We start from the raw sequence: 25,900 nt of genomic DNA, 5'->3' as shown, positions 1-25,900 counted from the left end.
ATCAGCGGCGGATGCGGGCCTGCAGGAAGGTCAGCACTTCATTGAGCGGCAGTGCCTGGGCCTCCGACTCGGTGCGGTGCTTGTACTCCAGGTTGCCATCGGCCAGGCCGCGGTCGCTGACGACGATGCGGTGTGGGATGCCGATCAGTTCCATGTCGGCGAACTTGATGCCGGGGCTGGTCTTCTTGTCGCGGTCGTCCAGCAGGACTTCGAAACCTGCGGCGGTCAGTTCGGCGTAAAGCTTGTCGGTAGCCTCACGGACCACATCGGTTTCGTAGCGCAGCGGCACCAGGGCGATCTGGAACGGGGCCAGGGCGTCATTCCAGATGATGCCCTTGTCGTCGTGGTTTTGCTCGATGGCGGCGGCGACCACGCGGGACACGCCGATGCCGTAGCAACCCATCGACAGGACTACAGGCTTGCCGTTCTCACCCAGCACCTGGCACTTGAGTGCTTCGCTGTACTTGGTGCCGAGCTGGAAGATGTGGCCGACTTCGATGCCGCGCTTGATCACCAGGGTACCCTGGCCGTCCGGGCTCGGGTCGCCCTCGACCACGTTGCGCAGGTCAGCGACCTGTGGAACCGGCAGGTCGCGTTCCCAGTTCACGCCGAAGTAGTGCTTGTCGTCGATGTTGGCGCCGATGCCGAAGTCGCTCATCAGGGCGACCGAGCGGTCGATGATGCACTCCAGCGGCAGATTCAGCGGGCCGAGGGAGCCTGCGCCGGCACCGATGGCGGCACGCAGCTCGGCGTCGGTGGCCATCACCAGCGGGTCGGCGACCTGCTCCAGCTTGGTGGCCTTGATTTCGTTGAGCTCGTGGTCGCCACGGACGATCAGCGCGACCAGCTTGCCTTCCTCGGCACCGTGCACGATCAGGGTTTTTACGGTTTTCTCGATCGCCAGGCCGAAGTTTTCCACCAGTTGCGCGATGGTCTTGGCGTTCGGGGTGTCGACCAGGCGCAACTCTTCAGTCGGCGCCGGGCGCACGGTTTCGCGGGGAATGGCTTCGGCTTTCTCGATGTTGGCGGCGTAATCGGAGCTGTCGCTGAAGATCACGTCGTCTTCACCGGAGGAGGCGAGCACGTGGAATTCGTGGGAGTAGCTGCCACCGATCGAACCGGTGTCGGCCTGCACCGGACGGAAGTCCAGGCCCAGGCGGGTGAAGATGTTGGAGTACGCCAGGTGCATGCGGTCGTAGGTTTCCTGCAGGGAAGCCTGGTCGGCATGGAAGGAGTAGGCGTCCTTCATGATGAACTCGCGGCCGCGCATCAGGCCGAAGCGCGGACGGATCTCGTCGCGGAACTTGGTCTGGATCTGGAACATGTTCAGCGGCAGCTGCTTGTAGCTGGACAGCTCGTTGCGCGCAAGGTCGGTAATGACCTCTTCGTGGGTCGGGCCGACGCAGAATTCGCGCTGGTGGCGGTCTTTCAGGCGCAGCAGCTCGGGGCCGTACTGCTCCCAGCGGCCGGATTCCTGCCACAGTTCAGCCGGCTGGATGCTCGGCATCAGCACCTCGAGGGCGCCGGCGGCGGTCATTTCCTCGCGTACCACGGCTTCGACCTTGCGCATTACCCGCAGGCCCATTGGCAACCAGGTGTACAGGCCGGAGGCCAGCTTGCGGATCATGCCGGCACGCAGCATGAGCTGGTGGCTGATGACCACTGCATCGGCCGGGGTTTCTTTCTGGGTGGCGAGCAAATATTGACTGGTGCGCATGGTGAGCCGTGTCGATTGCCTGAATGTGAAATGACCCCGCATTGTACGGGGGCGAAACGAAAGCGTACAGAATGCAGCACTGGCGCGGTTCTGTCAGCCAAGAAAAAGCCCGGCGATCGCCGGGCTTCTTCATCTTGGGGCGTCGCAAACCTGGGTTTACAGGATGCTCAGTGGGTACTCGACGATCAGGCGCAGTTCGTCCAGCGAGTTGGAGTAGACCGCGTCGGAGGAGCGATAGGTAGCCTGGCGGACACGGAAGCTCAGATCCTTGGCCGGGCCTTCCTGCAGGACGTACTTGATGTCCACGTCGCGTTCCCATTCCTTGCCGTCGTTGGTGTCGGCAGTGTGGGCGCCGGTGCCGCGGACGTAGCGGGTCATGAAGGTCAGGCCTGGTACGCCGAACTCGGCGAAGTTCAGGTCGTAGCGGACCTGCCAGGATTTTTCGCCTTCGGCGTTGAAGTCCGAACGGGCTACCGAGTTGGCCAGGAAGATACTGCCGCCACCGTCGATGCCATAGGCATATTCGCCATCACCGGTGACTTTCTGGTAAGCCAGGGTAAAGGTGTGGGCACCGATATTGTACGCACCGGAGAAGCTGTAGGCGCGGTTGTCGAGTTTGTCGCCGTCGGCGGTGGCGCGGTACAGGTTGTCGCCTTCGCCTTTGGTGTCATAGATGTTGAAGTCGAACACCAGGCCTTGCTTGTCCGAGATCGGCAATGCCCAGTTGACATTGGCGTAGTACTTGCGCCAGTAGTCTTCGACCTTGGAGTAATAGAGGCTGGTCGACAGGCTGTCGGTGAAGGCGTAGGAGCCACCGAAGACGTCTGCTTCCTTCAGGCCGCGGCGACCCAGACCGTCACTGATACTGTCGCGGTCGGTTTCCGCTTGGGCTCTCATGCTCTTGAAGCGGCCGGCATGCAGGGTCAGGCCTTTGATTTCATTGCTGGTGAGCAATGCGCCTTGCGCGGTTTCGGGCAGCAGGCGGCTGTCATCGGTGGCGAACACCGGCAGGGCGGTAAATTGGTCGCCGACCTTCAGGACGGTGTCGGAAATACGGAATTTAACGGCGGCGCCACCCTTGGAGTAGTCATCCTGGGAGCGCTGGTCGGATCCGGTAGGGAATAGGCCGGTGCCCGAGTAGCCGCGGCCGCTGTCAAGCTTGATGCCCAGCAGGCCGATGGCGTCGACGCCTACACCCACGGTGCCTTGGGTGAAGCCCGACTCGAAGGTGCCGATGAAGCCTTGACCCCATTCGCGCTGGTCGTGGCGCAGGCCGGCGAGTTTGTTGCCGGCCGACTCGGTGTTGCGATAGTCACGGCTGAAGTACAGGTTACGCATCTTGACGTTCAGCTTGCTGTCTTCGACGAAACCTTTCGACTCATCCTGCGAAGAGGCGACAGCCATCTGCGAAGTCCCTGCCGCTACGGCCAGGGCGATCATGCTCCACTTCATCACGCGCATCGTGATTTGCTCCTTTGGTTTTTAGGAAGAGTACCGCCGCACCCAAGTGTTTTAGTTATAGGGCCGGCTCTTTCTTGGGCGGTTGCAGGAGCTGAGTGCAACACGGTCATTGAATTGAAACTGGAGCATCATGCCGCATAGCCATGGCCTTCTGCATCACCTCGCCCATAACTTCGATTGGGCATTTGAAGTCGAAGCGCTTACGCGGACGCATGTTCAGTTGCAGTGCGATGGCATTCAGTTCTTCCTGGCTGTGTACCGACAGGTCTGTGCCTTTGGGCAGGTACTGGCGGATCAGGCCATTGATGTTTTCGTTGCTACCGCGCTGCCAAGGGCTGTGCGGGTCGCAGAAGTAGATCGCCACGCCGGTTCTTTGGGTGATCTCGGCGTGTCGCGCCATCTCCCGGCCCTGGTCGTAAGTCATGCTCTTTCGCATCTCCAGCGGCATGCCATTGAGCGCGGCGCTGAAGCCTTCCAGCGCCGAAGTCGCCGTCGCGTCGTTCATCTTTACCAGCATCAGGTAGCCACTGGTGCGTTCCACCAGCGTACCGACGGACGAGGCGTTGGCCTTACCCTTGATGAGGTCGCCTTCCCAATGCCCCGGCATCTGCCTGTCTTCAATCTCCGGCGGGCGCACATGAATACTGACCATCTCGGGGATCTGGCCGCGCCGATCCACACCACCAGAGCGCGGTCGGCGTGTCGTCTTGCTTTGCCGCAGGCAGATGATCAGCTCCTTGCGCAGTTCACCGACCGGCAGGGCATAGATCGCGTTATAGATCGTCTCGCGACAGACGTAGGCATCTCTGAGGCTGGGAATGTTCATGCTGCGCAGCTTGCCGGCAATCTGCTCGGGAGACAAACGCTCACGGAGCATATGCGCCACCAACTCGAAGCGCTCACCACCCGGCAACAGCTTTCGCTTCGGTCGACACACCTGGCGGCGAGCCTGCATCTGCTGCTGGGCCGCGTGGGCCGAGTAGCCGCCACAGACATCTCGATTGCGGCGCAGCTCCCGGCTGATGGTCGAAGGGGATCGGTTGATCAAGCAGGCAATCCTACGCAGGCTGAAGCCTTGAGTACGACCGATTTGAATGGTGGCGCGCTCTTCAACGCTGAGTTCGGTATAAGACATAGTGGCAGCACCGTACCGGAAAGGTCAGGTGTTGCACTCAGTTTTTGCCGCCGCCTTGTTATGTCGGCGAAAATGTATATCACGCGGACTATTCTTGGCGATATGGGCAGAAACAACCTTTCGGTAACTTTATGGCCATGTCGCTGTCAGTTGTCTCCATGTCGCAAATCACGCCCGTTTTATAGAGGCGTACAACGCCAGCGCTGTCTCGAAACCGTCATGTTTGTATAAATACAAAGTACGGCTTGTGAAACTCCCTGGTTTATCCGATGCCGCTGTTGTTATTTGTCGCATTCACCCTGCAGTGCAGGTAGCGTGCCGACTTGGCGTGTAACGAATGCAACAAGCATGCTCAAAATCACGAACCTTTGATGAAATTTTCACAAAGACCCTGCCTGTAGCCGGAAAACCTCCGAAAACACGGGCTGCGACCGCTTCGGTGGCAGTTCACGGCGGTCTCTGGCGTATGTGTGTGAAGCTGCCTTCCAAGTCAAGGTGTTACCGACGATTGTTTATCCTGGCTGTTTTATGTGACGGATGTGTGGTGGAGGTCTGACGAGCGGCATCATTTTGGTGCGAAAAGTAGCGCTGTGTTACCGAAGCGGGGCGTTGATGTTGTCATTCGCGTGCTACAAATGGTTCGAATCGGCGTCGGCGGGTGTGGCAGATGCCGAAGCAGAGTATCCTTGCGCCCCTGTGCCCGGCCGGTTGGAAGGGCTGTATCGCTAGTAAGGAGGTTTGCCGTGTTCACTCTCGATTCGCGTCTGCAGGAGGATTCCCTGGTATTGGGCGACCTGCCGCTGTGCCGCCTGCTGCTGAGCAAGGATGCCAACTACCCGTGGTTCATCCTGGTGCCGCGTCGCGCCGATATCACTGAAGTGTTCGAGCTCGAGGAAGCGGATCAGCAGCAGTTGTGGGTCGAGACGAGCGCCCTGGCCGAGGCGTTGAAGGATGCCTTTGCCGCCGACAAGATGAACGTCGCAGCCCTGGGCAATGTGGTCAGCCAGCTGCATATGCATGTGATCGTGCGCCACCGTGGTGATGCCGCCTGGCCCGCCCCGGTCTGGGGCAAGGTGGCGGCCATCGGCTACACCCAGGAGCAGCTCGATGATATTCGCCAGCAAGTGCGTGCGCTGCTGGGTGAGAGCTTCAAGGAGGCTTGAGGATGTCGCAGGAACTGGAAATGCGCATGATCGAGCTGGAGACCCGCCAGGCGTTTCAGGATGACAGCTTGCAAGCGCTAAATGATGTGATTGTCGAGCAGAGTCGAGTGATCGAGCGCCTGCAATTGCAGGTGGCGGAGCTGATCAAACGCTACGAGGAGATGGCTGGCCAGCAGGGCGGCGGGGAAGAAGAAGCGCCGCCGCCTCACTATTGAGCACGGCGGCGGCACGGGTTCAGCGGCGCGCGACGGCGACCACGTCTTCGGCCTGCAGGCCTTTGTCGCGGTGCATCACCGAGAACTCCACGCGCTGGCCTTCGACCAGCACCCGGTGGCCCTCGCCGCGGATGGCGCGAAAGTGCACGAAGATATCGTCACCGGAGTCGCGGGAGATGAACCCGAAGCCCTTGGAGGTGTTGAACCACTTCACTGTGCCGGTATCGCGCTGGCCGGCCTCCGTGGGATTACCCTGGCTGGCGCGGGCCTTTCGCGTGCCGCGAACGAAGCCAGCCACCAGGTGCAGCACGCTGGCGAGGAAGGCACAGGCCAGTGCTGGCAGGTTGCCAAGCTCCGGCCGGGCCAGCAGGGTGAGGGTCTGCAGGACCACGGCCACGACCAGCAGGATGCTGGTGGCGTGTTGCAGCTGCTGGCGCATGCCTTTGTAGTACTGTGGCAGTACCGGGGCAATCACCAGGTTGAGCAGGCCGAGCAGCGCCAGGTAGACGGCCTCGGGTTGCTGCAGGAAGGGTGTCGCGTCAGTTTTCAAGGTGGGTATGAGCGATAGCAGCAAAGCCGCCACGCCCGTCACCAGATGGACGATCTTGAACATTGGGTTTGGCTCACGTTGATAAGGCCGATCACAGGATGAGCTGGTCGCACGGTGCGCGTGAACTGTAGGCGCGAAAACGTGACGGGCCAGCCTATGCACCCGGCACTGACAATCCGCACGGGTGGCACACTGCCTATTTAACAGCAAAGGCGGGGGCTTCTCAAACCGATTGGCGCCGACGGCTGTCAGTGCAGCCTTGTGCCGCATGCGCCGGTAACCAACTCTTGTTAGAGTGTTTGCTGCCCGCTTGATGATCAAGCCTTATGGAAAGGGGAGCTTCATGGCAATCGATATCGGTATCAGTGAAGAAGATCGCAAGTCCATCGTCGATGGCTTGTCCCGCCTGTTGTCGGATACCTATGTGCTGTATCTGAAAACCCACAACTTCCATTGGAACGTCACCGGTCCGTCGTTCCGCACCCTGCACCTGATGTTCGAGGAGCAATACAACGAGCTTGCCCTGGCGGTCGATTCGATCGCCGAGCGTATCCGTGCCCTGGGCTTCCCGGCGCCGGGTTCCTATGCCTTTTATGCTCGCCACTCTTCGATCAAGGAAGAGGAGGGCGTGCCGCCTGCCGAAGAGATGATCCGCCAGTTGGTGCAGGGGCAGGAGGCCGTGGTGCGTACCGCTCGCAGCATCTTCCCGGTGGTGGACAAGGTCAGCGACGAGCCGACCGCCGACCTGCTGACCCAGCGCATGCAGGTGCACGAAAAAACGGCATGGATGCTGCGCGTCCTGCTCGACGGGAACTGATTACCGCTTGACCGTCGTTTGGTCCAACTAAGCCAGGCCCGATGCCTTCATAGGTATCGGGCCTGCGCGTTTGCGGGGAAGGCTTTGCCGCTGCTATCGGCATGATCGGGTGGCGCTTCATGAAACACATGGATCCGTTCGCAAGGCGGGCGGGGGTGTGGTTTCGAGATGATGGAGCGGTGCGGTGGACAATCCGATGCGTGGTATCGACGGCAATGCGAGGCACAGGCAGGGTGCGGGCAGCCCCCGGGTCGATCCGTTCAGGCGGGACTTCGACATGGCGCAGGCGGGGCCTGTGTCACGCTCGGTGCGGCTCAACGGTTTCGCCACCTGCCTGCGTCTGGAGGTGGTGTACTGGCGCATCCTGGAGCGCATCGCCCAGGCCAACCGCTGTTCGGTGAGCGCGGTGCTGTCCTATGTGGACCGCGAGGTGCACCTGCGCCATGGCGGGGTAAGGAATTTCAGTGGGTTGGTCCGGGTGATCTGCGTCACCTGGTTGCAGGAGGGGCGGGACGTACACTGATCGCCGGGCTGCACAGCACTCCTTAACCATATATAATCCCGCTCTTTGCTGCCTTGGGCAGCGTGCGATGTGGTTGACGAGAGACGCCATGCCCCTTTACGACTATCAATGTGCATCCTGCGAACACCGCATGGAGGTGTTGCAGAAGATCAGTGCCGCGCCGCTGACCGATTGCCCGGCATGCCAGGCGCCGGCATTGAAGAAGCAGCTGTCGGTCCCCGGCTTCCGCCTGAGCGGCAACGGCTGGTACGAGACCGACTTCAAGACCGGGGCAAAAAAGAATCTGGCAGGCGGCGACAAGGCCGACTGAGTTGAATTGCACCGACCAGGTCTTGCAGTATTAGCCCCTTGGGCGGCCAAGACCTCCACCGAACATACGAATCACGAGAAGCGAAACCACGACCATGATGCGCAGCCATTATTGCGGCCAACTGAACGAGTCCCTGGACGGCCAGGAAGTCACCCTCTGCGGCTGGGTCCATCGTCGCCGCGACCACGGCGGGGTGATTTTCCTCGATATCCGTGACCGCGAAGGCATGGCCCAGGTCGTGTTCGACCCGGATCGCGCCGAAACCTTCGCCGCCGCCGACCGTGTGCGCAGCGAATACGTCGTGCAGATCACCGGCAAGGTACGCAAGCGCCCGGATGGCGCGGTGAACGCCAACATGGCCTCCGGCGCCATCGAGATCCTCGGTTACCAGCTGACCGTGCTCAACGAGGCGGAAACGCCGCCGTTCCCGCTGAACGAATACTCCGACGTGGGCGAAGAAACCCGCCTGCGCTACCGCTTCATCGACCTGCGTCGCCCGGAAATGGCCGACAAGCTGCGCCTGCGTTCGCGCATCACCAGCAGCATCCGTCGCTTCCTCGACGAGAACGGCTTCCTCGACGTCGAGACGCCGATCCTCACCCGCGCCACGCCGGAAGGCGCCCGTGACTACCTGGTGCCAAGCCGTACCCACGCCGGCAGCTTCTTTGCACTGCCGCAGTCGCCACAGCTGTTCAAGCAGCTGCTGATGGTCGCCGGCTTCGACCGCTACTACCAGATCGCCAAGTGCTTCCGCGACGAAGACCTGCGTGCCGACCGCCAGCCGGAATTCACCCAGATCGACATCGAGACCAGCTTCCTCGACGAGTCCGAGATCATGGGCCTCACCGAGAGCATGATCCGCAAGCTGTTCAAGGAAGTCCTGGACCTGGAGTTCGGTGACTTCCCGCACATGACCTACGAAGAGGCCATGCGCCGCTACGGCTCCGACAAGCCGGACCTGCGTATCCCGCTGGAACTGATCGATGTTGCCGACCAGCTCAAGGATGTCGACTTCAAGGTCTTCGCCGGCCCTGCCAACGATCCGAAGTGCCGCGTCACCGCGCTGCGCCTGCCGGGCGGCGCCAGCATGCCGCGCAGCAAGATCGACGAGTACACCAAGTTCGTCGGCATCTACGGTGCCAAGGGCCTGGCCTACATCAAGGTCAACGAGCGCGCCAAGGGTGTCGAGGGTCTGCAGTCGCCGATCGTCAAGAACATCCCCGAGGCCAACCTCAACACCATCCTCGACCGCGTTGGCGCCGTCGATGGCGACATCGTGTTCTTCGGCGCCGACAAGGCCAAGATCGTCAGCGAAGCCCTGGGCGCGCTGCGTATCCGCCTGGGTCATGACTTCGAGCTGCTGACCTGCCAGTGGGCACCGATGTGGGTCGTCGACTTCCCGATGTTCGAAGAGAACGAAGACGGCAGCTTCACCGCGCTGCACCACCCGTTCACCGCGCCGAAGTGCACCCCCGAGGAGCTGGAGGCCAATCCGGCCGCCGCGCTGTCGCGTGCCTACGACATGGTGCTCAACGGCACCGAGTTGGGCGGCGGTTCGATCCGTATCCACCGCAAGGAAATGCAACAGGCGGTGTTCCGCCTGCTGGGTATCGAGGCGGCGGAACAGGAAGAGAAGTTCGGCTTCCTCCTCGACGCCCTGAAGTTCGGCGCACCGCCTCACGGTGGCCTGGCCTTCGGCCTGGACCGCCTGGTCATGCTGATGACCGGCGCGCAGTCGATCCGTGAAGTGATCGCCTTCCCGAAAACCCAGAGCGCCGCGTGCGTCATGACCCAGGCCCCGGGCCTGGTCGACGCCAAGGCCCTGCGTGAGCTGCACATCCGTCTGCGCGAGCAGACCAAGGTCGAGTGATCGATCGGGGTGCCCCGGTAACGGGGTGCCCCCGCGCTTGAGGCGCAGGATTCTTCACGTTCCGCCCTTCGGGGCGGAACCTGTTTCTGTTTCAAGGATTTGGAGTCGTTATGGCCGGTCATTCCAAGTGGGCGAACATCAAGCACCGCAAAGAACGCCAGGATGCCAAGAGAGGCAAGATCTTCACCAAGTGGATCCGCGAACTGACCGTCGCTGCCAAGCAAGGTGGTGGTGATCCGGCGTCCAACCCGCGCCTGCGCCTGGCGCTGGACAAGGCCCTGGGTGCCAACATGAGCCGCGACATCATCGATCGCGCCGTGGCCCGCGGTGCCGGCACCAACGAAAGCGACAACGTCGAAGAGCTCAGCTACGAGGGTTACGGCCCGGGCGGCGTGGCGATCATGGTCGAAGCCATGACCGACAACCGCAACCGTACTGCCGCGGCCGTGCGGCATGCCTTCACCAAGTGCGGCGGCAACCTCGGTACCGACGGTTCGGTGGCCTACCTGTTCGAGCGCAAGGGGCAGATCAGCTTCGCTGCCGAGTTGAACGTGGACGAGGATGCGCTGATGGAAGCCGCGATGGAGGCCGATGCCGACGATGTGGTGGTCAACGACGACGGCTCCTTTGACGTGTTCACCTCGTTCAACAGCTTCTATGCCGTGCGCAACGCCCTGGAAGAGGCCGGCTTCAAGGCGTCCGACGCCGAGATCGTGATGCAGCCGACCACCAGCGCCGAGCTGGACCAGGACGGTGCGGAGAAGGTGCTCAAGCTGATCGACATGCTCGAGGACCTGGATAACGTGCAGAACGTCTACTCCAACGCACAGATCTCCGATGAGATCATGGAAACGCTGGGCTGATCGTTTCGGCTATCGGCTGTAGCGCGGGGCAAGCCCGCTCCCACAAGGCCTGCGCCAGATTGCGGTGTAGTCTTTGTGGGGGCGGGCTTTTCCCGCGATAAGGCCGGCAAATTCGCACACCTTTGTAGGCGCTATGACTCTCATTCTTGGTATCGATCCCGGCTCGCGCATCACCGGTTTTGGCGTGGTCCGCCAGACTGCCCGTGGCTGCGAGTACGTGGCGTCGGGCTGTATACGCACTGGCGGCGGTGAGCTGCACGAGCGTCTGCAGATCGTCTTTCGCGGTGTCAGCGAGATAATCCGCCAACATGAGCCGGTGACCATGGGCATCGAGCGGGTGTTCATGGCGCGCAACGCCGATTCGGCGCTCAAGCTTGGCCAGGCCCGGGGGGCGGCCATCGTCGCCGCCGCCGAGGCGGGCCTTGAGATCGCCGAATACACCGCCAGCCAGGTCAAGCAGGCCGTGGCCGGCACCGGCGGCGCCAACAAGGAGCAGGTGATGATGATGGTCATGCACCTGCTCAAGCTGACCCAGAAACCGCAGATCGACGCCTCCGACGCCCTGGCCATCGCCTTGTGCCATGCCCATACCCGCTCCAGCCTTATCCCCCACGGGTTGGCGACAGCCCGGCGCCGTGGCGGACGCTTGCGTCTGTAACCGCTTCATGCGGTGATACACATTTTGTCCGGGTGAAGCACTCTCCCGGCGCATTTGCTGATAGGGTGGACCGGTTTTCGACCGGCGCCCGAGAGGAAGGATCGGAACGTGATTGGACGTTTGCGTGGCACCCTGGCGGAAAAACAGCCGCCGCACCTGATTATCGACGTCAACGGCCTGGGCTATGAGCTCGAAGTGCCGATGACCACGCTGTACCGCCTGCCCAAGCTGGGCGAGACCGTCACCCTGCACACCCATCTGGTGGTGCGTGAAGACGCTCATCTGTTGTACGGCTTCTTCGAAAAGCGCGAGCGCGAGCTGTTCCGTGAGCTGATCCGCCTGAATGGCGTTGGCCCGAAACTGGCGCTGGCGCTGATGTCGGGGCTCGAGGCCGACGAACTGGTGCGCTGCGTCCAGGCCCAGGATGCCTCGGCTCTGGTGCGAGTGCCCGGTGTGGGCAAGAAAACTGCCGAGCGCCTGTTGGTCGAGCTCAAGGACCGCTTCAAGGCCTGGGAAACCTCGCCGGCCATGTTCGCCCTGGTGTCCGACGGCCCGGTGCCGGTGGCCAGTGTTTCCAACGCCGAGGCCGATGCGGTCAGCGCCCTGGTGTCACTCGGTTACAAGCCGCAGGAAGCCAGCAAGGCGATTGCCGCCATCGAGGGCAAGGCCAGCCTCAGCAGTGAGGAACTGATCCGTCGCAGCCTCAAAGGGATGATTACCAAGTGATCGAGACCGACCGCCTGATCGCCGCCTCCGGACGCGTCCGCGAAGAGGTCCAGGATCGTGCGATCCGCCCGCTGAGCCTGGACGAGTACATCGGCCAGCCGGTGGTGCGCGAGCAGATGTCGCTGTTCATCCAGGCCGCGCGCGGGCGCAGCGAATCACTTGATCACACTCTGATCTTCGGTCCTCCGGGTCTGGGCAAGACCACGTTGGCCAACATTATCGCCCACGAGATGGGCGTGTCGGTCAAGAGCACCTCCGGCCCGATTCTCGAGCGGCCCGGTGACCTGGCAGCGATGCTGACCAATCTCGAGCCGCATGACGTGCTGTTCATCGACGAGATCCATCGCTTGTCGCCGGTGGTCGAGGAGGTGCTCTATCCGGCGATGGAAGACTTCCAGCTGGATATCATGATCGGCGAGGGCCCGGCTGCGCGCTCCATCAAGCTCGACCTACCTCCGTTTACCTTGGTCGGCGCCACCACGCGTGCCGGGATGCTGACCAACCCGCTGCGTGACCGCTTCGGTATCGTCCAGCGCCTGGAGTTCTACAGCGACAGGGACCTGGCGACCATCGTCAGCCGTTCGGCCGGCATCCTCGGCTTGCCCATGGACGACAAAGGCGCATTCGAGATCGCCCGCCGGGCGCGTGGCACCCCGCGGATCGCCAATCGCCTGCTACGGCGGGTGCGCGACTTTGCCGAAGTGCGTGGCAAGGGTGAGATCACCAAGGCGGTCGCGGACATGGCGTTGAACCTGCTGGATGTCGACGAGCGTGGCTTCGATCACTCTGACCGGCGTCTACTGCTTACCATGATCGAGAAGTTCGACGGTGGTCCGGTGGGGCTCGACAATATTGCCGCGGCGATCGGCGAGGAGCGCCACACCATCGAAGACGTGCTCGAACCTTACCTTATTCAGCAAGGCTATATCATGCGCACCCCTCGTGGGCGCGTGGTCACCCGGCATGCCTACCTGCACTTCGGCCTCAACATTCCCGGGCGTTTCTGCGAGGGTGGCGAATATGCCGCGCAAGACGACGAATGACAGATCGAATCGGCATTTTTGCGGTCCTACCGCTGGCATGCCCAGGGCTCGCTGGCAATACGACATTATCGATGCAAAAACAGTTGCCGCAGCGGATTGGCAAGCACAGGAGTAAGCACTAGAGTATGCGCGCGCAAAATGGGCTGGAACCGTTCGCACACCGCTGTCGCGTCTATTACGAGGATACCGACGCCGGTGGCGTGGTGTATTACGTCAACTACCTCAAATTCATGGAGCGCGCACGCACCGAGCGGCTGCGTCACCTGGGGTTCTCCCAGGCCCAGCTGGCGCAGGACAACTTGCTGTTCGTGGTCCATTCCAGCGAGGCGCGCTATCACGCGCCGGCCCGCCTGGACGACGAGCTGCGGGTAACCGCGCAAGTACTTGAATTGAATCGTGCCAGCCTGCGCTTCGTGCAGCAGGTGTGGCGAGCAAAGGATGAAGTGCTGCTCTGCGAGGGGCAGTTCCTGGTGGCCGCCGTGCGCGCCGACACTTTCAAACCCCGGGCCATTCCCCCAGAACTGCGCGACGCCTTCCTGGCGGACGGCACGGGTACTCAATCGAACGCAGGAGAATAAGCGTGGAAGCAAACGTCGTCGACCATACCTCCATGTGGAGCCTGGTCGCCAATGCCAGTGTCGTGGTTCAGCTGGTAATGCTGACCCTCGTGGCAGCCTCGGTGACCTCTTGGATCATGATCTTCCAGCGCAGCACCATGCTGCGCGCCGGTCGTCGTGCACTGGACGCTTTCGAAGAGCGCTTCTGGTCGGGCATCGACCTGTCCAAGCTGTACCGCCAGGCGGGCAGCAACCCTGACCCGGACTCGGGTGTCGAGCAGGTCTTCCGTGCCGGCTTCAAGGAATTCTCGCGCCTGCGCCAGCAACCAGGTGTCGACCCGGACGCGGTCATGGAAGGGGTAGGGCGTGCCATGCGCGTGGCCATCTCCCGCGAGGAAGAAAAGCTCGAGCAGAGCCTGCCGTTCCTGGCCACTGTCGGTTCCACCAGCCCGTACATCGGTCTGTTCGGTACCGTATGGGGCATCATGAACTCCTTCCGTGGCCTGGCCAGCGCCCAGCAAGCCACCCTGGCCACCGTGGCCCCGGGCATTGCCGAGGCGCTGATCGCCACTGCGATCGGCCTGTTCGCCGCGATCCCGGCTGTTATCGCCTACAACCGTTTTGCCGCGCGCAGTGAAGTGCTGATCGGGCGCTACTACACGTTCGCCGACGAGTTCCAGGCGATCCTGCACCGCAAAGTACACACCAGCGAAGAGTGATCAGGTAGAAACCCATGGCCCGAGTTCGCCACAAACGCAAGCCGGTCGCCGAGATGAACGTGGTGCCCTACATCGACGTGATGCTGGTGCTACTGGTTATCTTCATGGTGACCGCCCCGATGCTCAACCAGGGCGTGAAGGTGGACCTGCCCAAGGTTTCCAGCGAAGCCCTGCCGCAGGACAACAACGTCCAGGTCCTGACCATCTCGATCAAGGCCGACAAGACCTACTATTGGAACCTCGGCAGCGAAGTCGACACCGACAAGCAGATGGACAAGGCCATGACCTTGCCGGAAATGACCAGCGCGGTGACCAAGATCATCGCCGCCGGTCGTGACCAGGGCAAGCAGACCCAGGTCTTCATCCGTGGCGACAAGGCTGTCGACTACGGTGCGGTGATGGGCGCCATGGGCGGGTTGCAGAAGGCCGGTGTCGGTAACGTTGGCCTGATTACCGAGGCGCCCTGATGCAACAGCGAGAGCCATCCGCCTCGGAAAGCTACTTCTGGCCCAGTGTCTGGGCCATTGCGCTGCACGTGCTGGTGTTCGGCATGCTGTTCGTCAGCTTTGCCATGACGCCCGAGCTGCCGCCCTCCAAGCCTATCGTCCAGGCCACGCTGTACCAGCTCAAGTCCAAGAGTCAGGCGACCACCCAGACCAATCAGAAGATTGCCGGGGAGGCGAAGAAAACCGCCTCGCGCCAGACCGAGGTCGAACAGCTGGAGCAGAAGAAGGTCGAGCAGGAGGCCGTGAAGGCCGCGGAACAAAAGAAAGCCGACGCCGCTCAAAAGGCCGAGGAGGCTCGCGAAGCCGCCGAGGCGAAGAAAGCCGAAGACGCCGCGAAGGCCGCCGAGCAGAAGAAAGCCGCCGAGGCCAAGAAAGCCGAGGAAGCGAAAAAGGCCGCCGAGAAACAGCAGGCCGACATCGCCAAGAAGAAGGCTGAGGACGAAGCCAAGAAGAAGGCCGAGGAAGAAGCCAAGAAACAGGCCGCGGAAGAGGCGAAGAAGAAAGCCGCCGAAGACGCGAAGAAAAAAGCAGCCGAGGACGCCAAGAAGAAAGCGGCGGCCGAGGACGCGAAGAAGAAGGCAGCTGAAGAGGCCAAGAAAAAGGCCGCTGCAGACGCCCAGAAGAAAAAGGCACAGGAAGCGGCCCGCAAGGCGGCGGAAGACAAGAAGGCCCAGGCACTCGCCGAGCTGTTGTCCGACACCACCGAACGGCAGCAGGCGCTGGCCGACGAGCAGGGTGACCAGGTGGCCGGCGACTTCGACGATTTGATTCGCATGCGCGCGGCCGAAGGTTGGGCGCGTCCGCCATCCGCGCGCAAGGGCATGACGGTAGTTCTGCAGATCAACATGCTGCCGGACGGCACCATCACCAACGTGAGTGTGGCCAAGTCCAGTGGTGACGGTCCGTTCGATAGCTCGGCCGTGGCCGCAGTTAAGAACATTGGTCGGTTGACCGAGATGCAGGGCTTGAAGCCGAGCGATTTCAATCCGTATCGTTCATTCAAGATGACATTTACACCTGAGGATCTAGCGTTGTGATTAAACGTCTGAGAGGACTCCTGGTCTTGCTCTGCTGTGTGGCAGGCATGGCGATGGCAGAGGAAAAGAACATCCTGGTCACAAGCGGTAGCGACCGGGCAACGCCAATTGCGGTAGTGCCGTTCGGTGTCCAGGGCGGCAGCGTGCTGCCGGAAGACATGGCCGATATCATCGGCAACGACCTGCGCAACTCCGGCTACTACGCGCCGATCCCGCGGCAGAACATGATCAGCCAGCCAAGCCAGGCCAGCGAAGTGATCTTCCGTGATTGGAAAGCGCTGGGCGCCCAGTACGTCATGGTCGGCAGCATCGTGCCGGCTGGTGGTCGCCTGCAGGTGCAGTACGCCCTGTTCAATGTCGCCACCGAGCAGCAGGTCCTGACCGGCAGCGTGGCCGGTGGCGTCGACCAGCTACGCGACATGTCGCACTACATCGCCGACCAGTCGTTCGAGAAGCTCACCGGCATCAAGGGTGCGTTCTCCACCCGCATGCTGTACGTGACCGCCGAGCGCTTCTCGACCAATAACACCCGCTACACCCTGCAGCGTTCGGACTACGACGGTGCCCGTGCAGTAACCCTGCTGCAGTCGCGTGAACCGATCCTGTCGCCACGTTTCGCGCCGGATGGCAAGCGTATCGCCTATGTCTCGTTCGAGCAGAAGCGCCCGCGCATCTTCATCCAGCACATCGACACCGGTCGCCGCGAGCAGATCACCAACTTCGAAGGCCTGAACGGCGCTCCCGCCTGGTCGCCTGACGGCACCCGCCTGGCGTTCGTGCTGTCGAAAGACGGCAACCCGGACATCTATGTGATGAACGTGGCTTCGCGCCAGATCAGCCGTGTCACCGCCGGCCCAGGTATCAATACCGAGCCGTTCTGGGGCAAGGATGGCAACACCCTGTACTTCACCTCCGACCGTGGCGGCAAGCCGCAGATCTACAAACAGTCGGTCGGTGGTGGTGGTGCCGAGCGCGTGACATTCGTGGGTAACTACAACGCCAACCCGAAACTTTCGGCGGACGAAAAGACCCTGGTGATGATCCATCGCCAGCAGGGTTTCACCAACTTCAAGGTGGCCGCGCAGGACCTGCAACGTGGAAGTGTAAAGATTCTCTCCGAGACCAGTCTTGATGAGTCTCCCACTGTTGCGCCAAACGGCACCATGCTAATCTACGCCACCCGCCAGCAGGGCCGGGGAGTCTTGATGCTCGTGTCGCTTAACGGCCGCGTGAGGCTCCCGCTTCCTACCGCTCAAGGCGAAGTCAGAGAACCGTCCTGGTCCCCTTACCTGAACTGATTGCGGCGTAACACGTTTTGCTTAACACACTGGGGTTTCATTAGGAGTTTCACGATGGAAATGCTGAAGTTTGGTAAATTCGCTGCGCTGGCTCTGGCCATGGCTGTAGCTGTAGGTTGCTCCTCGAAAGGCGGCGACAACGCTGGTGAAGGCGCTGTTGATCCGAACGCTGGCTACGGTGCCAACACTGGCGCTGTCGACGGTTCCCTGAGCGAAGAAGCCGCCCTGCGCGCAATCACCACCTTCTACTTCGAATACGACAGCTCGGACCTGAAGCCAGAAGCCATGCGCGCTCTGGACGTTCACGCCAAGGACCTGAAGTCCAACGGCAACCGCGTTGTCCTGGAAGGCAACACCGACGAGCGCGGCACCCGCGAGTACAACATGGCTCTGGGTGAGCGTCGTGCCAAGGCCGTTCAGCGCTACCTGGTTCTGCAGGGCGTTTCCCCTGCTCAACTGGAACTGGTTTCCTACGGCGAAGAGCGTCCAGTTGCCACCGGCAACGACGAGCAGTCCTGGGCTCAGAACCGTCGCGTAGAACTGCGTAAGTAAGTTCCTATGCGTATGTGCCGTCGTGCTGTAACCGTCCTCGCACTCAGCCTGCCCCTTTCGGCGTGGGCTGCGGTTCCCGTAGTAGATGACAACGCGGGTGGTTATCCACCCGCGGGTTATGGCACGAGCGGCGCCTATGCCGGAGCAGGGGCTTCGGCCCCTGCTTCTGCTAATGGCCAGCTGTTCATGCAGCTGCAGCAGATGCAGGACCAGATTTCCCGCCAGCAGGGCATCATCGAAGAGCTGCAGAACGATGTGTCGCGCATGAAGCAGGAAAACCTCGAGCGCTACCAGGATCTCGACCGCCGCATCAGCAGCGGTGCCGCGCCTGCCGCGACTCCAGACAATTCTTCCACCGGTGGCGCGAACAGCGCAGCCACGGGTGCGGCCGCCGGCGCCAATGCCGCGCAGCCACCGGCCGCGAGCAGCGAGCCGGGCGATCCGGCGAAAGAGAAGCTGTATTACGACGCCGCTTTCGACCTGATCAAGCAGAAGGACTTCGACAAGGCCAGCCAGGCCTTCAACGCCTTCCTGCGCAAATACCCCAACAGTCAGTACGCCGGCAATGCCCAGTACTGGCTTGGCGAGGTCAACCTGGCCAAGGGCGACCTGCAAGGCGCCAGCCAGGCGTTCGCCGAGGTCGGCCAGAAGTACCCGAAACACAGCAAGGTGCCGGATTCGCTGTACAAGCTGGCCGACGTCGAGCGCCGCATGGGCCACACCGACAAGGTCAAGGGTATCCTGCAGCAGGTCATCACCCAGTACCCCGGCACTTCCGCCGCGCAACTGGCGCAACGCGACCTGCAAAAGCTTTGAACGATCCGTTGAAGAAGAAACCCGCGCTTGTCGCGGGTTTTTTCGTTAGAATCACGGCCCTTTTTTCGTAAACACGCTGCCGCGGATAACGCTTTGTCGAGTCCGCGACAGTGCCTGACGGAGGCGGACAGCCTGTTCAGCTGTCACGCCCGTGGCGATCATGCAAGACACATTACGCATCACCGAAGTGTTTTACTCGTTGCAGGGTGAAACGCGAACGGCCGGGCTGCCCACGGTTTTCGTGCGCCTGACCGGTTGCCCCCTGCGCTGCCAGTACTGTGACAGTGCCTATGCATTCAATGGCGGCACTATCCGCACCCTCGAGTCCATCCTAGAGCAGGTGGCCGGCTTCAAACCGCGCTATGTTTGCGTGACCGGCGGCGAGCCATTGGCACAGCCCAACGCGCTGCCTCTGCTGCAACAGCTGTGCGACGCCGGTTATGAAGTGTCGCTGGAGACCAGTGGCGCCCTCGATATAAGTGGTGTCGACACAAGGGTCAGCCGTGTGGTCGATCTCAAGACTCCAGGCTCCGAGGAGTCTCACCGCAATCGCTACGAGAATATCGAGCTGCTGACCGGCAACGATCAGGTCAAGTTCGTCATCTGTTCTCGCGAGGACTACGATTGGGCGGTTTCCAAGCTGATCCAGTACAACCTGGCCGAGCGCGCCGGTGAAGTGCTGTTTTCGCCCAGCCACCATCAGGTGAGCGCCACCGACCTGGCCGACTGGATCGTCGCCGACAACCTGCCCGTGCGCTTCCAGCTGCAGCTGCACAAGCTGCTGTGGAACGACGAACCTGGACGCTGAGGAGAAAGACATGACTGACAAACGCGCGGTAATCCTGCTGTCCGGTGGCCTGGATTCGGCCACTGTGGTAGCCATGGCCAAGGCCGACGGCTACCAGTGCTACACCATGAGCTTCGACTACGGCCAGCGCCATCGCGCCGAGCTCAACGCCGCGGCACGGGTTGCCCGTGACCTGGGCGTGGTCGAGCACAAGGTGATCGGCCTGAACCTCGATGGCATCGGTGGCTCGGCCCTGACCGACAGCAGCATCGATGTGCCTGAGGCGCCGAGCGAAGGGATCCCGGTCACCTACGTGCCGGCTCGCAACACCGTGTTCCTGTCTCTGGCGCTGGGCTGGGCGGAAGTGCTTGAAGCTCGTGACATCTTCATCGGCGTCAACGCCGTGGACTATTCCGGCTACCCGGACTGCCGCCCGGAGTTCGTCGAGGCCTTCGAGCGCATGGCCAACCTGGCTACCAAGGCCGGGGTGGAAGGGCAGGGCTTCCGTATTCAGGCGCCACTGCAGAACCTGAGCAAGGCGCAGATCGTCCAGGCGGGTATCGCCCGTGGCGTGGACTACAGTCTGACCGTTTCTTGCTACCAGGCCGATGATGACGGGCGTGCTTGCGGCAAGTGCGACAGCTGCCGCTTGCGCGCTGATGGATTCAAGGCCGCCGGCGTAGAGGACCCCACTCGGTATTTTTGAAAAAAGTTGCGATTGGGTGTTGAATTCTTCTGAGAAATCAGTAATATACGCGCCATCCAACGGGTCGTTAGCTCAGTTGGTAGAGCAGTTGGCTTTTAACCAATTGGTCGTAGGTTCGAATCCTACACGACCCACCATATTCTCAGCCTTTCCGGTCTGGAATGGTTGATACGAAAAACCCGCCCTATTGGCGGGTTTTTTCGTTTCTGGGCCAAAATACACAAAGACTTGGTGCTTTTTGAGCTGACACGCTCTATCGCACGTTGTCGCTGATCCAGCCACTCTCATTATTCCCTTCGCAAATGCCCGCTTCTCCGGCGCGGTGGCTTTTTGCATTTATCTTTTCATTCTCTACAACTATTTGCAGCGCTAAATGTCATTCTTGGCAGGTCGGCTGTTCATGGGGATGCCGGCCTAACCGCATAGGAGCGAACGCACATGGCATCACTGCACGGCAGCACATTGGAAGCAATCAAGCACAATCATGCGCAACTGTTGGTGCAATGGGTAGCGGCGCTTGAGGCCAATGGCGCTACCCGTAATATCAAGGAGCAAACCCTGTCGCAGGAAACCCGCGATTTCCTGCAACTGCTGATCGATGTCTTGCAGGCAGACAGTGGCAATGACATTGTCAGCAGCGACTGGGACGAAGCCCGCCGGTTCCTGGAAAGGCTCTCGGCCAGCCGTGCCCAACTGGGGCACGACTCGCACCAGGCGGCGTATTTCATCTTCGCCCTCAAGCGGCCCCTGTTCAGCCTGCTGCAAACGCATTTCAGCGACGACCCGGCGCGCTTGGCCGAGCAACTGTGGTTGATCTCCGAATTGCTCGACACTTTAGGGATGCACACCATCCGCACCTTCCAAAAGACCCGCGAAGCGGTTATCAAGCGCCAGCAGGAAGAGTTGCTGGAGCTGTCCACTCCGGTGGTCAAGCTGTGGGATGGCGTGCTGGCCCTGCCGCTGATCGGCACGCTCGATTCGCAACGAAGCCAGACCGTGATGGAGTCGTTGCTGCAACGTATCGTCGACACCGGTTCGGAAATCGCCATCATCGACATCACTGGTGTGCCGACTGTCGATACCCTGGTCGCCCAGCATCTGCTCAAGACCGTCACCGCCATCCGTCTGATGGGCGCCGACTGCATCATCAGCGGCGTGCGCCCGCAGATCGCGCAGACCATCGTGCATCTGGGGCTGGACCTGGGCACCCTGACCACCAAGGCCAACCTCGCCGATGCCCTGAAGCTCGCGCTCAAGCGCTTGGGCGTGAACCTGGGCGAGCAGGTATAAGCCCATGGAGCGTATCCCGATTTTGCGGATGGGCGAGTTCCTGCTCGTTACCATTCAGGTCGACATGCATGACAAGCTGGCCATGCGCTTGCAGGACGACCTTACCGACCGCATCAGCGCCACTTCCGCCCGAGGGGTGTTGCTCGACATCTCGGCGCTGGACATGGTCGATTCGTTCATTGGCCGGATGATCGCTGACATCGCCAGCCTGTCGCGGCTGATGGATGCCCGAGTGATGGTGGTGGGCATGCAGCCGGCCGTGGCCATTACCTTGGTGGAGCTGGGCTTGACCCTACCTGGGGTGAGCACGGCGTTGGATGTGGAGCGTGGCATGCAGCGGCTCAGCCAGCATGTGAGGCGGCCATGAGCGGCGAGCACAGTGGCAGCCTGCCGGTACGCATCGAGCAGGATGTGGTACTGGCCCGGCAGTTGGCACGCAAACTGGCCAGCGACTGCGGCATGCGCCTGGTGGATCTGACCAAGCTGGTTACCGCCGTCAGCGAGCTGGCACGCAACACCGTGGTCTATGGCGGCGGGGGCGATATGGATTGGCAGGTGCTCGAGGAAGCGGGCCGCACCGGTGTGCGCTTGTTATTTCGCGACGAAGGGCCAGGCATCGCCGACCTGAAGCTGGCCCTGACCGATGGCTGGACCTCCGGCAATGGCCTTGGCCTGGGCTTGACCGGTGCGCGCCGTCTGGTGGACGAGTTCGAGCTCGACACCGTGCCAGGAGAGGGCACGCGAGTGACGATCACGCGATGGATATGAACATTCCCGCCAGCAGGACGCTGGTCCTGCCCCTGGATGAGGCCAGCCAGGTCGGGCACGCCCGGCGCACCGCACAGCGCCTGGCAGAGCAACAAGGCTTCGACAGCGAGGAGGCTGGCCGAGTGGCATTGCTGGCTACCGAGCTGGCCAGCAACGTGCTCAAGCACGCCGGACAGGGCGCCTTGCACCTGCGCACCGTGCCTGGTGCCAGTGGCCTGGGCATCGAGTTGGTGGCAGTGGACCGGGCCCAGGGGTTCGATGCTCAGACATGCCTGGCCGATGGTTATTCCACCGGCGGCACCCAGGGTATTGGCCTGGGAGCGGTGACACGCCTGGCCGAGGTGTTCGATATGCACACCGACGCTCGCGGCTCGGTGATCATGGCTCGCGTGTACCGACGCGATGCCAAGAACCGCGATCTGCGCATCGGTGTAAGCCATCATGCGTTACATGACGATCCGGCTTGCGGCGACACCTGGCACGTCAAGCTCACCCATGGGCGCCTCAGCGCCTTGCTGGTCGACGGCCTGGGGCATGGCACGCAAGCCGAGGAGGCGGCCCAGAGCGCTGCAGCGGCATTCGCCGAGCACGCCTTTATGGATCCACTTCTGCTGATCGAGCGGCTGCACCTGGCGATGAGCAGTACCCGCGGCGGCGCGGTGGCCATCGCCCAACACGATCTGCGCAGCGGCCATATGGCCTTCACCGGCATCGGTAACATCGGCGCCAGCCTGGTGGCGCCGACGCGGATGCGCGGTATGCCTTCGCTGCCAGGGATCGTCGGCGGGCAATATCGCAAGGCCCAGGTCTTCGACTACGCTGACGTGACTGGCAACCTGCTGATCCTCTACAGCGACGGCCTGCAGTCGCGCTGGAACCTGCAAGAGTACCCCGGGTTGGTGCATCGCCATCCGGCGGTGATTGCTACCGTGCTGCACCGCGATTTTTGCCGGGGGCGGGACGACGTGACGGTGCTGGTCATCGACCTGGAGCCAGACCATGGCTGAGCTTCCCATGCAAGACGCCGAGCAGTTTGCGCGCCTGCAGGCTGAAAATGAGGCCCTGCGCGCCGAGCTTGAAGAAACCAATCAAGGAGTGCTGGCCCTGTATGCCGAGCTCGACATCCAGGCCGAGCACTTGCGCCAGGCGTCAGACCTGAAAAGTCGCTTCCTGTCGTACATGAGCCACGAGTTCCGCACCCCGCTGGGCTCGATACTGAGCATCACCAGTCTGCTGGCCGACGAGCTCGACGGGCCGCTGTCGGAAGAGCAGCACCGCCAAGTGGCCTTTGTCAGCAATGCGACCCGCGAGTTGTCGGACATGGTCGATGACCTGCTCGACCTCGCCAAGATCGAAGCCGGGCGCATCACCATCTCGCCGGCCTGGTTCGACATGTTCGACCTGTTCGCGGCGCTGCGCGGGATGTTTCGGCCGATCGTCGACGCCACGGCGGTCGACCTGATTTTCGAAGAGCCGGTGGGGCTGCCGCGTCTCTACACCGACGACAAGAAACTAGCGCAGATCTTGCGCAACTTCATCTCCAATGCCTTGAAGTTCACCACCCGCGGTGAAGTGCGGGTATCGGCGCAACTCGTCGATGCTCAACACATCCGCTTCGCCGTCAGCGACACCGGCATCGGCATCGCCTCGGACCTGTTGGGTACGCTATTCGAGGATTTCGCCCAGGTCGATTCACCGTTGCAAAAACGCCTGCGTGGCACCGGGCTGGGGCTGTCATTATGCAAGCGTTTCGTCGCGCTGCTAGGCGGGGAGGTGGGCGTGCACAGCGAGCCGGGTGTCGGTTCAACGTTCTTCGTGATCATTCCACTGGCTTTGGCCCAGGATAACGTTGATGAAACCTGACCTGCGCTTGCTGATCGTCGACGACAACGTCGCCACCCGTTACGCCCTGCGTCGTCGTCTCGGTGCGCACGGTTACGAAGTGCTTGAGGCGGGCACCGGCGGGGAGGGGCTGGCGCTGATTCGCGACGAGCAAGTGGATGCACTGATCCTCGACGTCAACCTGCCGGACATGAGCGGTTTCGACATTGTCCGGCTGCTGCGTGAGGACAGCCGCACGGCGCTGTTGCCGGTGATCCACGTGTCGGCGGCATCGATCCAGAGCGGCGATATCATTACCGGCTTGAATGCCGGTGCTGATGCCTATCTGGTCCACCCGGTAGACCCGGATGTGCTGCTGGCCACCCTGCGCACCCTGTTGAGGGTGCGCGATACCGAGCGGGCCTTGCGCCAGAGCGAGGCGCGCTTCCAGGAAATCTTCCGGGGTGTGTCCGCCCCCATTGCCGTACTCGACGGCAACCTGAAGGTGCACGAATGCAATCATGCCTTCGCCCACCTGGTGCAGGACAACCGCGATCCGCAACGCCTGTACGAGTGCTTCGCCGATGGCCAGCTGAACGCGCTTGAGGAGTTGCGCCAGCACCTGGTACGGGGGGCGCGCTGGAAAGGCACGCTGGGCATGCGTCTGCATGGTCAACCGCGCGACACTGAGTGGCAACTTTCCCCGTACCAGGCGCCTGGCCTATGCCTGGTGTTCGTCGAGGACATTACCGAACACCGTCACCGCGAGCGCTCGCACCTGGCACGCCTGGACGATGCCAACAGCCAATTGGCCAAGGAAGTAGCCGAGCGCGTGCGCACCGAGGCGCAACTGTTGCAGTTGCAGAAAATGGACGCCCTGGGCAGTCTCACCGGGGGCATCGCCCACGATTTCAACAACCTGCTTACCGGCATCATCACCAGCCTTGAGCTGATCCGCAAGCGGGTGGCGGAAAACCGTGTGGATAAGGTGCCGAAGTACGCCGAGGTGGCGCTGAGCTCGGCCAACAGCGCCGCTGTGCTCACCCAGCGGCTGCTGGCCTTTGCCCGTCAGCAACCGCTCGATACCCGTCCAGTTGACGTCAACCAGCACGTGCGCTCGCTTGAGGAACTGGTGACCCGCACGATCGGTGAACGAGTCACCCTGACCCTGGAGCTGTCCACCCTGCCGGCCATCGCCCTGGTCGACCCGGTGCAACTGGAAAGCGCGGTGCTCAACCTGGTCATCAACGCCCGCGATGCCCTGCCCAAAGGCGGGCACATCTGGGTCAATACCTCGGCGGTCTGGTGCCAAGGCGACGCCAACCTCGCCGATGGCGCCTACGTTGCCGTGACCGTGCGCGACAACGGCAGCGGCATCGAGGCCGGCTTGATCGACAAGGTCTTCGATCCGTTCTTCACCACCAAGCCCCTCGGCCAGGGCACTGGTCTGGGCTTGTCGACCATCTACGGTTTCGCTCGCCAGTCGGGTGGGCATGTGGAGCTGCGCAGCGTTGTTGGCGAGGGTACCGAGGTGACGCTGTTGCTGCCGGCCAGCGATGAGGCGGCGGTCAGCGTGGACCGCGAGGTAGGGAATGACCAGCAGGGCAATGGCGAGCACGTGCTGATCGTGGAGGACACGGCCTCGGTCCGACTGTCGGTGGCCGAGGCGCTGGGCGAGGCAGGGTACCGCTGCACACTGGCGTCGACCACCGATGAGGCGTTGCAGCATCTGCAGCAACTGCAGAGCATCGACCTGTTGCTGACTGATGTTGGATTACCCACCATGAGTGGGCGAGAGCTGGCTGATATCGCACGGTTGCATCGACCGGGGCTGCCGGTGCTGTTCATGACCGGGTATGCCGATGCGGCGCTGGACCGCCAAGCGTTCCTGGGGGCTGGGATGGACATGCTGGTCAAGCCATTCAAAATGTCGGAGTTGCTCGACAAGGTCAAGCGCGCGGTAGTGCGTTTGGGCTGATGGCGTACCGTCTT

General features: G+C 62.0%; 29 protein-coding genes and 1 tRNA gene. 26 read left to right on the top strand and 4 right to left on the bottom strand.

The genetic code is table 11. The features are described from left to right. Window position 1: 1 nt before the first annotated feature. The 3 genes from C3F42_RS09885 to C3F42_RS09875 form a co-directional block, all read right to left on the bottom strand. Window positions 2-1,717 carry a proline--tRNA ligase gene (locus C3F42_RS09885; protein ID WP_038705582.1) on the bottom strand — a complete coding sequence of 572 codons (1,716 nt, stop codon included), beginning with the start codon at window positions 1,715-1,717 and terminating at the stop codon, window positions 2-4. A gap of 156 nt (window positions 1,718-1,873) precedes the next feature. Beyond that, entirely contained in the window at window positions 1,874-3,178 is a 1,305-nt protein-coding gene (locus C3F42_RS09880; protein WP_094010092.1) for an OprD family porin, read from the bottom strand. A gap of 106 nt (window positions 3,179-3,284) precedes the next feature. Next, on the bottom strand, window positions 3,285-4,313 hold the full coding sequence (locus C3F42_RS09875; RefSeq protein WP_100774681.1) for an IS30 family transposase: 1,029 nt from the start codon (window positions 4,311-4,313) through the stop codon (window positions 3,285-3,287). Between the two features lie 743 nt (window positions 4,314-5,056). On the opposite strand from C3F42_RS09875, the gene C3F42_RS09870 reads away from it, so the two are divergent. After that, window positions 5,057-5,476: an HIT domain-containing protein gene (locus C3F42_RS09870; protein WP_104444364.1), complete on the top strand. Its 420-nt coding sequence runs from the start codon at window positions 5,057-5,059 to the stop codon at window positions 5,474-5,476. A 2-nt stretch (window positions 5,477-5,478) separates the two neighbouring features. Beyond that, window positions 5,479-5,691, top strand: a complete 213-nt coding sequence (locus C3F42_RS09865) for a SlyX family protein (protein WP_232888061.1) — start codon at window positions 5,479-5,481, stop codon at window positions 5,689-5,691. Window positions 5,692-5,710: 19 nt separating this feature from the next. On the opposite strand, the gene C3F42_RS30090 is transcribed toward C3F42_RS09865, so the two are convergent. Then, a complete protein-coding gene (locus C3F42_RS30090) occupies window positions 5,711-6,304 on the bottom strand; it encodes a cold shock domain-containing protein (protein WP_023628702.1) in 594 nt (197 codons plus the stop codon). A gap of 280 nt (window positions 6,305-6,584) precedes the next feature. On the opposite strand from C3F42_RS30090, the gene C3F42_RS09855 reads away from it, so the two are divergent. The 24 genes from C3F42_RS09855 to C3F42_RS09740 all read left to right on the top strand — a co-directional run bounded on the left by C3F42_RS09855 (window position 6,585) and on the right by C3F42_RS09740 (window position 25,886). Beyond that, a complete protein-coding gene (locus C3F42_RS09855; RefSeq protein WP_028690591.1) occupies window positions 6,585-7,058 on the top strand; it encodes a Dps family protein in 474 nt (157 codons plus the stop codon). A 196-nt stretch (window positions 7,059-7,254) separates the two neighbouring features. Further along, window positions 7,255-7,581 carry a ribbon-helix-helix domain-containing protein gene (locus C3F42_RS09850; RefSeq protein ID WP_052062246.1) on the top strand — a complete coding sequence of 109 codons (327 nt, stop codon included), beginning with the start codon at window positions 7,255-7,257 and terminating at the stop codon, window positions 7,579-7,581. An 88-nt stretch (window positions 7,582-7,669) separates the two neighbouring features. After that, complete coding sequence (locus tag C3F42_RS09845; RefSeq protein ID WP_046856766.1) at window positions 7,670-7,891, top strand: FmdB family zinc ribbon protein; 222 nt, start codon at window positions 7,670-7,672, stop codon at window positions 7,889-7,891. Window positions 7,892-7,985: 94 nt separating this feature from the next. Beyond that, window positions 7,986-9,761 carry an aspartate--tRNA ligase gene (aspS, locus tag C3F42_RS09840; protein ID WP_094010090.1) on the top strand — a complete coding sequence of 592 codons (1,776 nt, stop codon included), beginning with the start codon at window positions 7,986-7,988 and terminating at the stop codon, window positions 9,759-9,761. Window positions 9,762-9,871: 110 nt separating this feature from the next. After that, window positions 9,872-10,624 (top strand): YebC/PmpR family DNA-binding transcriptional regulator, encoded by a 753-nt coding sequence (locus C3F42_RS09835; protein ID WP_104444363.1) that lies wholly within the window; start codon window positions 9,872-9,874, stop codon window positions 10,622-10,624. A 133-nt stretch (window positions 10,625-10,757) separates the two neighbouring features. Next, window positions 10,758-11,282, top strand: coding sequence for a crossover junction endodeoxyribonuclease RuvC (gene ruvC, locus C3F42_RS09830; protein ID WP_023628699.1), 525 nt, complete (start codon window positions 10,758-10,760; stop codon window positions 11,280-11,282). 108 nt (window positions 11,283-11,390) lie between these two features. Beyond that, a complete protein-coding gene (gene ruvA, locus C3F42_RS09825; RefSeq protein ID WP_023628698.1) occupies window positions 11,391-12,008 on the top strand; it encodes a Holliday junction branch migration protein RuvA in 618 nt (205 codons plus the stop codon). Next, a complete protein-coding gene (ruvB, locus tag C3F42_RS09820; protein WP_104444362.1) occupies window positions 12,005-13,051 on the top strand; it encodes a Holliday junction branch migration DNA helicase RuvB in 1,047 nt (348 codons plus the stop codon). The genes ruvA and ruvB overlap by 4 nt, the downstream gene beginning before the upstream one ends. Window positions 13,052-13,176: 125 nt before the next feature. Further along, window positions 13,177-13,629, top strand: coding sequence for a tol-pal system-associated acyl-CoA thioesterase (ybgC, locus tag C3F42_RS09815; RefSeq protein ID WP_023628696.1), 453 nt, complete (start codon window positions 13,177-13,179; stop codon window positions 13,627-13,629). Window positions 13,630-13,631: 2 nt separating this feature from the next. Continuing rightward, complete coding sequence (gene tolQ, locus C3F42_RS09810; protein WP_023628695.1) at window positions 13,632-14,327, top strand: protein TolQ; 696 nt, start codon at window positions 13,632-13,634, stop codon at window positions 14,325-14,327. A 14-nt stretch (window positions 14,328-14,341) separates the two neighbouring features. Beyond that, entirely contained in the window at window positions 14,342-14,794 is a 453-nt protein-coding gene (gene tolR, locus C3F42_RS09805; RefSeq protein WP_023628694.1) for a protein TolR, read from the top strand. Next, window positions 14,794-15,870, top strand: a complete 1,077-nt coding sequence (gene tolA / locus C3F42_RS09800; protein ID WP_094010089.1) for a cell envelope integrity protein TolA — start codon at window positions 14,794-14,796, stop codon at window positions 15,868-15,870. Before tolR ends, tolA begins: the two co-directional genes overlap by 1 nt. Before the next feature lie 47 nt (window positions 15,871-15,917). Next, on the top strand, window positions 15,918-17,168 hold the full coding sequence (gene tolB / locus C3F42_RS09795; protein ID WP_201754910.1) for a Tol-Pal system beta propeller repeat protein TolB: 1,251 nt from the start codon (window positions 15,918-15,920) through the stop codon (window positions 17,166-17,168). A gap of 54 nt (window positions 17,169-17,222) precedes the next feature. Beyond that, window positions 17,223-17,720, top strand: a complete 498-nt coding sequence (pal, locus tag C3F42_RS09790; protein WP_008090230.1) for a peptidoglycan-associated lipoprotein Pal — start codon at window positions 17,223-17,225, stop codon at window positions 17,718-17,720. Between the two features lie 6 nt (window positions 17,721-17,726). Beyond that, on the top strand, window positions 17,727-18,536 hold the full coding sequence (gene ybgF / locus C3F42_RS09785; RefSeq protein WP_023628691.1) for a tol-pal system protein YbgF: 810 nt from the start codon (window positions 17,727-17,729) through the stop codon (window positions 18,534-18,536). A gap of 160 nt (window positions 18,537-18,696) precedes the next feature. Next, a complete protein-coding gene (gene queE, locus C3F42_RS09780; RefSeq protein WP_094010354.1) occupies window positions 18,697-19,344 on the top strand; it encodes a 7-carboxy-7-deazaguanine synthase QueE in 648 nt (215 codons plus the stop codon). Window positions 19,345-19,354: 10 nt separating this feature from the next. Next, complete coding sequence (queC, locus tag C3F42_RS09775) at window positions 19,355-20,029, top strand: 7-cyano-7-deazaguanine synthase QueC (RefSeq protein ID WP_050704481.1); 675 nt, start codon at window positions 19,355-19,357, stop codon at window positions 20,027-20,029. Window positions 20,030-20,090: 61 nt separating this feature from the next. Continuing rightward, window positions 20,091-20,166: transfer RNA gene (locus tag C3F42_RS09770), tRNA-Lys, on the top strand. 301 nt (window positions 20,167-20,467) lie between these two features. Next, window positions 20,468-21,319 carry an STAS domain-containing protein gene (locus C3F42_RS09765; RefSeq protein WP_094010087.1) on the top strand — a complete coding sequence of 284 codons (852 nt, stop codon included), beginning with the start codon at window positions 20,468-20,470 and terminating at the stop codon, window positions 21,317-21,319. A gap of 4 nt (window positions 21,320-21,323) precedes the next feature. Continuing rightward, window positions 21,324-21,686 (top strand): STAS domain-containing protein, encoded by a 363-nt coding sequence (locus C3F42_RS09760; RefSeq protein WP_023628760.1) that lies wholly within the window; start codon window positions 21,324-21,326, stop codon window positions 21,684-21,686. Next, window positions 21,683-22,087 (top strand): anti-sigma regulatory factor, encoded by a 405-nt coding sequence (locus C3F42_RS09755; RefSeq protein ID WP_023628759.1) that lies wholly within the window; start codon window positions 21,683-21,685, stop codon window positions 22,085-22,087. The genes C3F42_RS09760 and C3F42_RS09755 overlap by 4 nt, the downstream gene beginning before the upstream one ends. Further along, a complete protein-coding gene (locus C3F42_RS09750) occupies window positions 22,084-23,094 on the top strand; it encodes an ATP-binding protein (protein ID WP_094010086.1) in 1,011 nt (336 codons plus the stop codon). Before C3F42_RS09755 ends, C3F42_RS09750 begins: the two co-directional genes overlap by 4 nt. Next, window positions 23,087-23,950, top strand: coding sequence for a sensor histidine kinase KdpD (locus C3F42_RS09745; protein WP_094010085.1), 864 nt, complete (start codon window positions 23,087-23,089; stop codon window positions 23,948-23,950). The genes C3F42_RS09750 and C3F42_RS09745 overlap by 8 nt, the downstream gene beginning before the upstream one ends. After that, a complete protein-coding gene (locus C3F42_RS09740) occupies window positions 23,940-25,886 on the top strand; it encodes a response regulator (protein ID WP_094010084.1) in 1,947 nt (648 codons plus the stop codon). The genes C3F42_RS09745 and C3F42_RS09740 overlap by 11 nt, the downstream gene beginning before the upstream one ends. Window positions 25,887-25,900 lie beyond the last annotated feature (14 nt).

The organism is Pseudomonas sp. PONIH3 (assembly GCF_002934345.1).
In the GTDB taxonomy this organism is placed as follows: Bacteria; Pseudomonadota; Gammaproteobacteria; order Pseudomonadales; family Pseudomonadaceae; genus Aquipseudomonas; species Aquipseudomonas soli.
Note: the sequence above shows the minus strand (reverse complement) of the source record. Positions and strands in the feature narration are given on the sequence as shown.

Coding starts and splice junctions, on each gene's coding strand:
- pal (WP_008090230.1), top strand. CDS start 17,223: ATGGAAATGCTGAAGTTTGGTAAATTCGCTGCGCTGGCTCTGGCCATG.
- C3F42_RS09760 (WP_023628760.1), top strand. CDS start 21,324: ATGGAGCGTATCCCGATTTTGCGGATGGGCGAGTTCCTGCTCGTTACC.
- queE (WP_094010354.1), top strand. CDS start 18,697: ATGCAAGACACATTACGCATCACCGAAGTGTTTTACTCGTTGCAGGGT.
- C3F42_RS09745 (WP_094010085.1), top strand. CDS start 23,087: ATGGCTGAGCTTCCCATGCAAGACGCCGAGCAGTTTGCGCGCCTGCAG.
- C3F42_RS09865 (WP_232888061.1), top strand. CDS start 5,479: ATGTCGCAGGAACTGGAAATGCGCATGATCGAGCTGGAGACCCGCCAG.
- C3F42_RS09750 (WP_094010086.1), top strand. CDS start 22,084: ATGAACATTCCCGCCAGCAGGACGCTGGTCCTGCCCCTGGATGAGGCC.
- C3F42_RS09850 (WP_052062246.1), top strand. CDS start 7,255: ATGCGTGGTATCGACGGCAATGCGAGGCACAGGCAGGGTGCGGGCAGC.
- C3F42_RS09855 (WP_028690591.1), top strand. CDS start 6,585: ATGGCAATCGATATCGGTATCAGTGAAGAAGATCGCAAGTCCATCGTC.
- tolR (WP_023628694.1), top strand. CDS start 14,342: ATGGCCCGAGTTCGCCACAAACGCAAGCCGGTCGCCGAGATGAACGTG.
- C3F42_RS09765 (WP_094010087.1), top strand. CDS start 20,468: ATGGCATCACTGCACGGCAGCACATTGGAAGCAATCAAGCACAATCAT.
- C3F42_RS09835 (WP_104444363.1), top strand. CDS start 9,872: ATGGCCGGTCATTCCAAGTGGGCGAACATCAAGCACCGCAAAGAACGC.
- ybgC (WP_023628696.1), top strand. CDS start 13,177: ATGCGCGCGCAAAATGGGCTGGAACCGTTCGCACACCGCTGTCGCGTC.
- tolB (WP_201754910.1), top strand. CDS start 15,918: ATGGCGATGGCAGAGGAAAAGAACATCCTGGTCACAAGCGGTAGCGAC.
- aspS (WP_094010090.1), top strand. CDS start 7,986: ATGATGCGCAGCCATTATTGCGGCCAACTGAACGAGTCCCTGGACGGC.
- queC (WP_050704481.1), top strand. CDS start 19,355: ATGACTGACAAACGCGCGGTAATCCTGCTGTCCGGTGGCCTGGATTCG.
- C3F42_RS09845 (WP_046856766.1), top strand. CDS start 7,670: ATGCCCCTTTACGACTATCAATGTGCATCCTGCGAACACCGCATGGAG.
- C3F42_RS09875 (WP_100774681.1), bottom strand. CDS start 4,313: ATGTCTTATACCGAACTCAGCGTTGAAGAGCGCGCCACCATTCAAATC.
- C3F42_RS09885 (WP_038705582.1), bottom strand. CDS start 1,717: ATGCGCACCAGTCAATATTTGCTCGCCACCCAGAAAGAAACCCCGGCC.
- tolA (WP_094010089.1), top strand. CDS start 14,794: ATGCAACAGCGAGAGCCATCCGCCTCGGAAAGCTACTTCTGGCCCAGT.
- ruvC (WP_023628699.1), top strand. CDS start 10,758: ATGACTCTCATTCTTGGTATCGATCCCGGCTCGCGCATCACCGGTTTT.
- C3F42_RS09755 (WP_023628759.1), top strand. CDS start 21,683: ATGAGCGGCGAGCACAGTGGCAGCCTGCCGGTACGCATCGAGCAGGAT.
- C3F42_RS09880 (WP_094010092.1), bottom strand. CDS start 3,178: ATGCGCGTGATGAAGTGGAGCATGATCGCCCTGGCCGTAGCGGCAGGG.
- C3F42_RS30090 (WP_023628702.1), bottom strand. CDS start 6,304: ATGTTCAAGATCGTCCATCTGGTGACGGGCGTGGCGGCTTTGCTGCTA.
- ybgF (WP_023628691.1), top strand. CDS start 17,727: ATGCGTATGTGCCGTCGTGCTGTAACCGTCCTCGCACTCAGCCTGCCC.
- C3F42_RS09740 (WP_094010084.1), top strand. CDS start 23,940: ATGAAACCTGACCTGCGCTTGCTGATCGTCGACGACAACGTCGCCACC.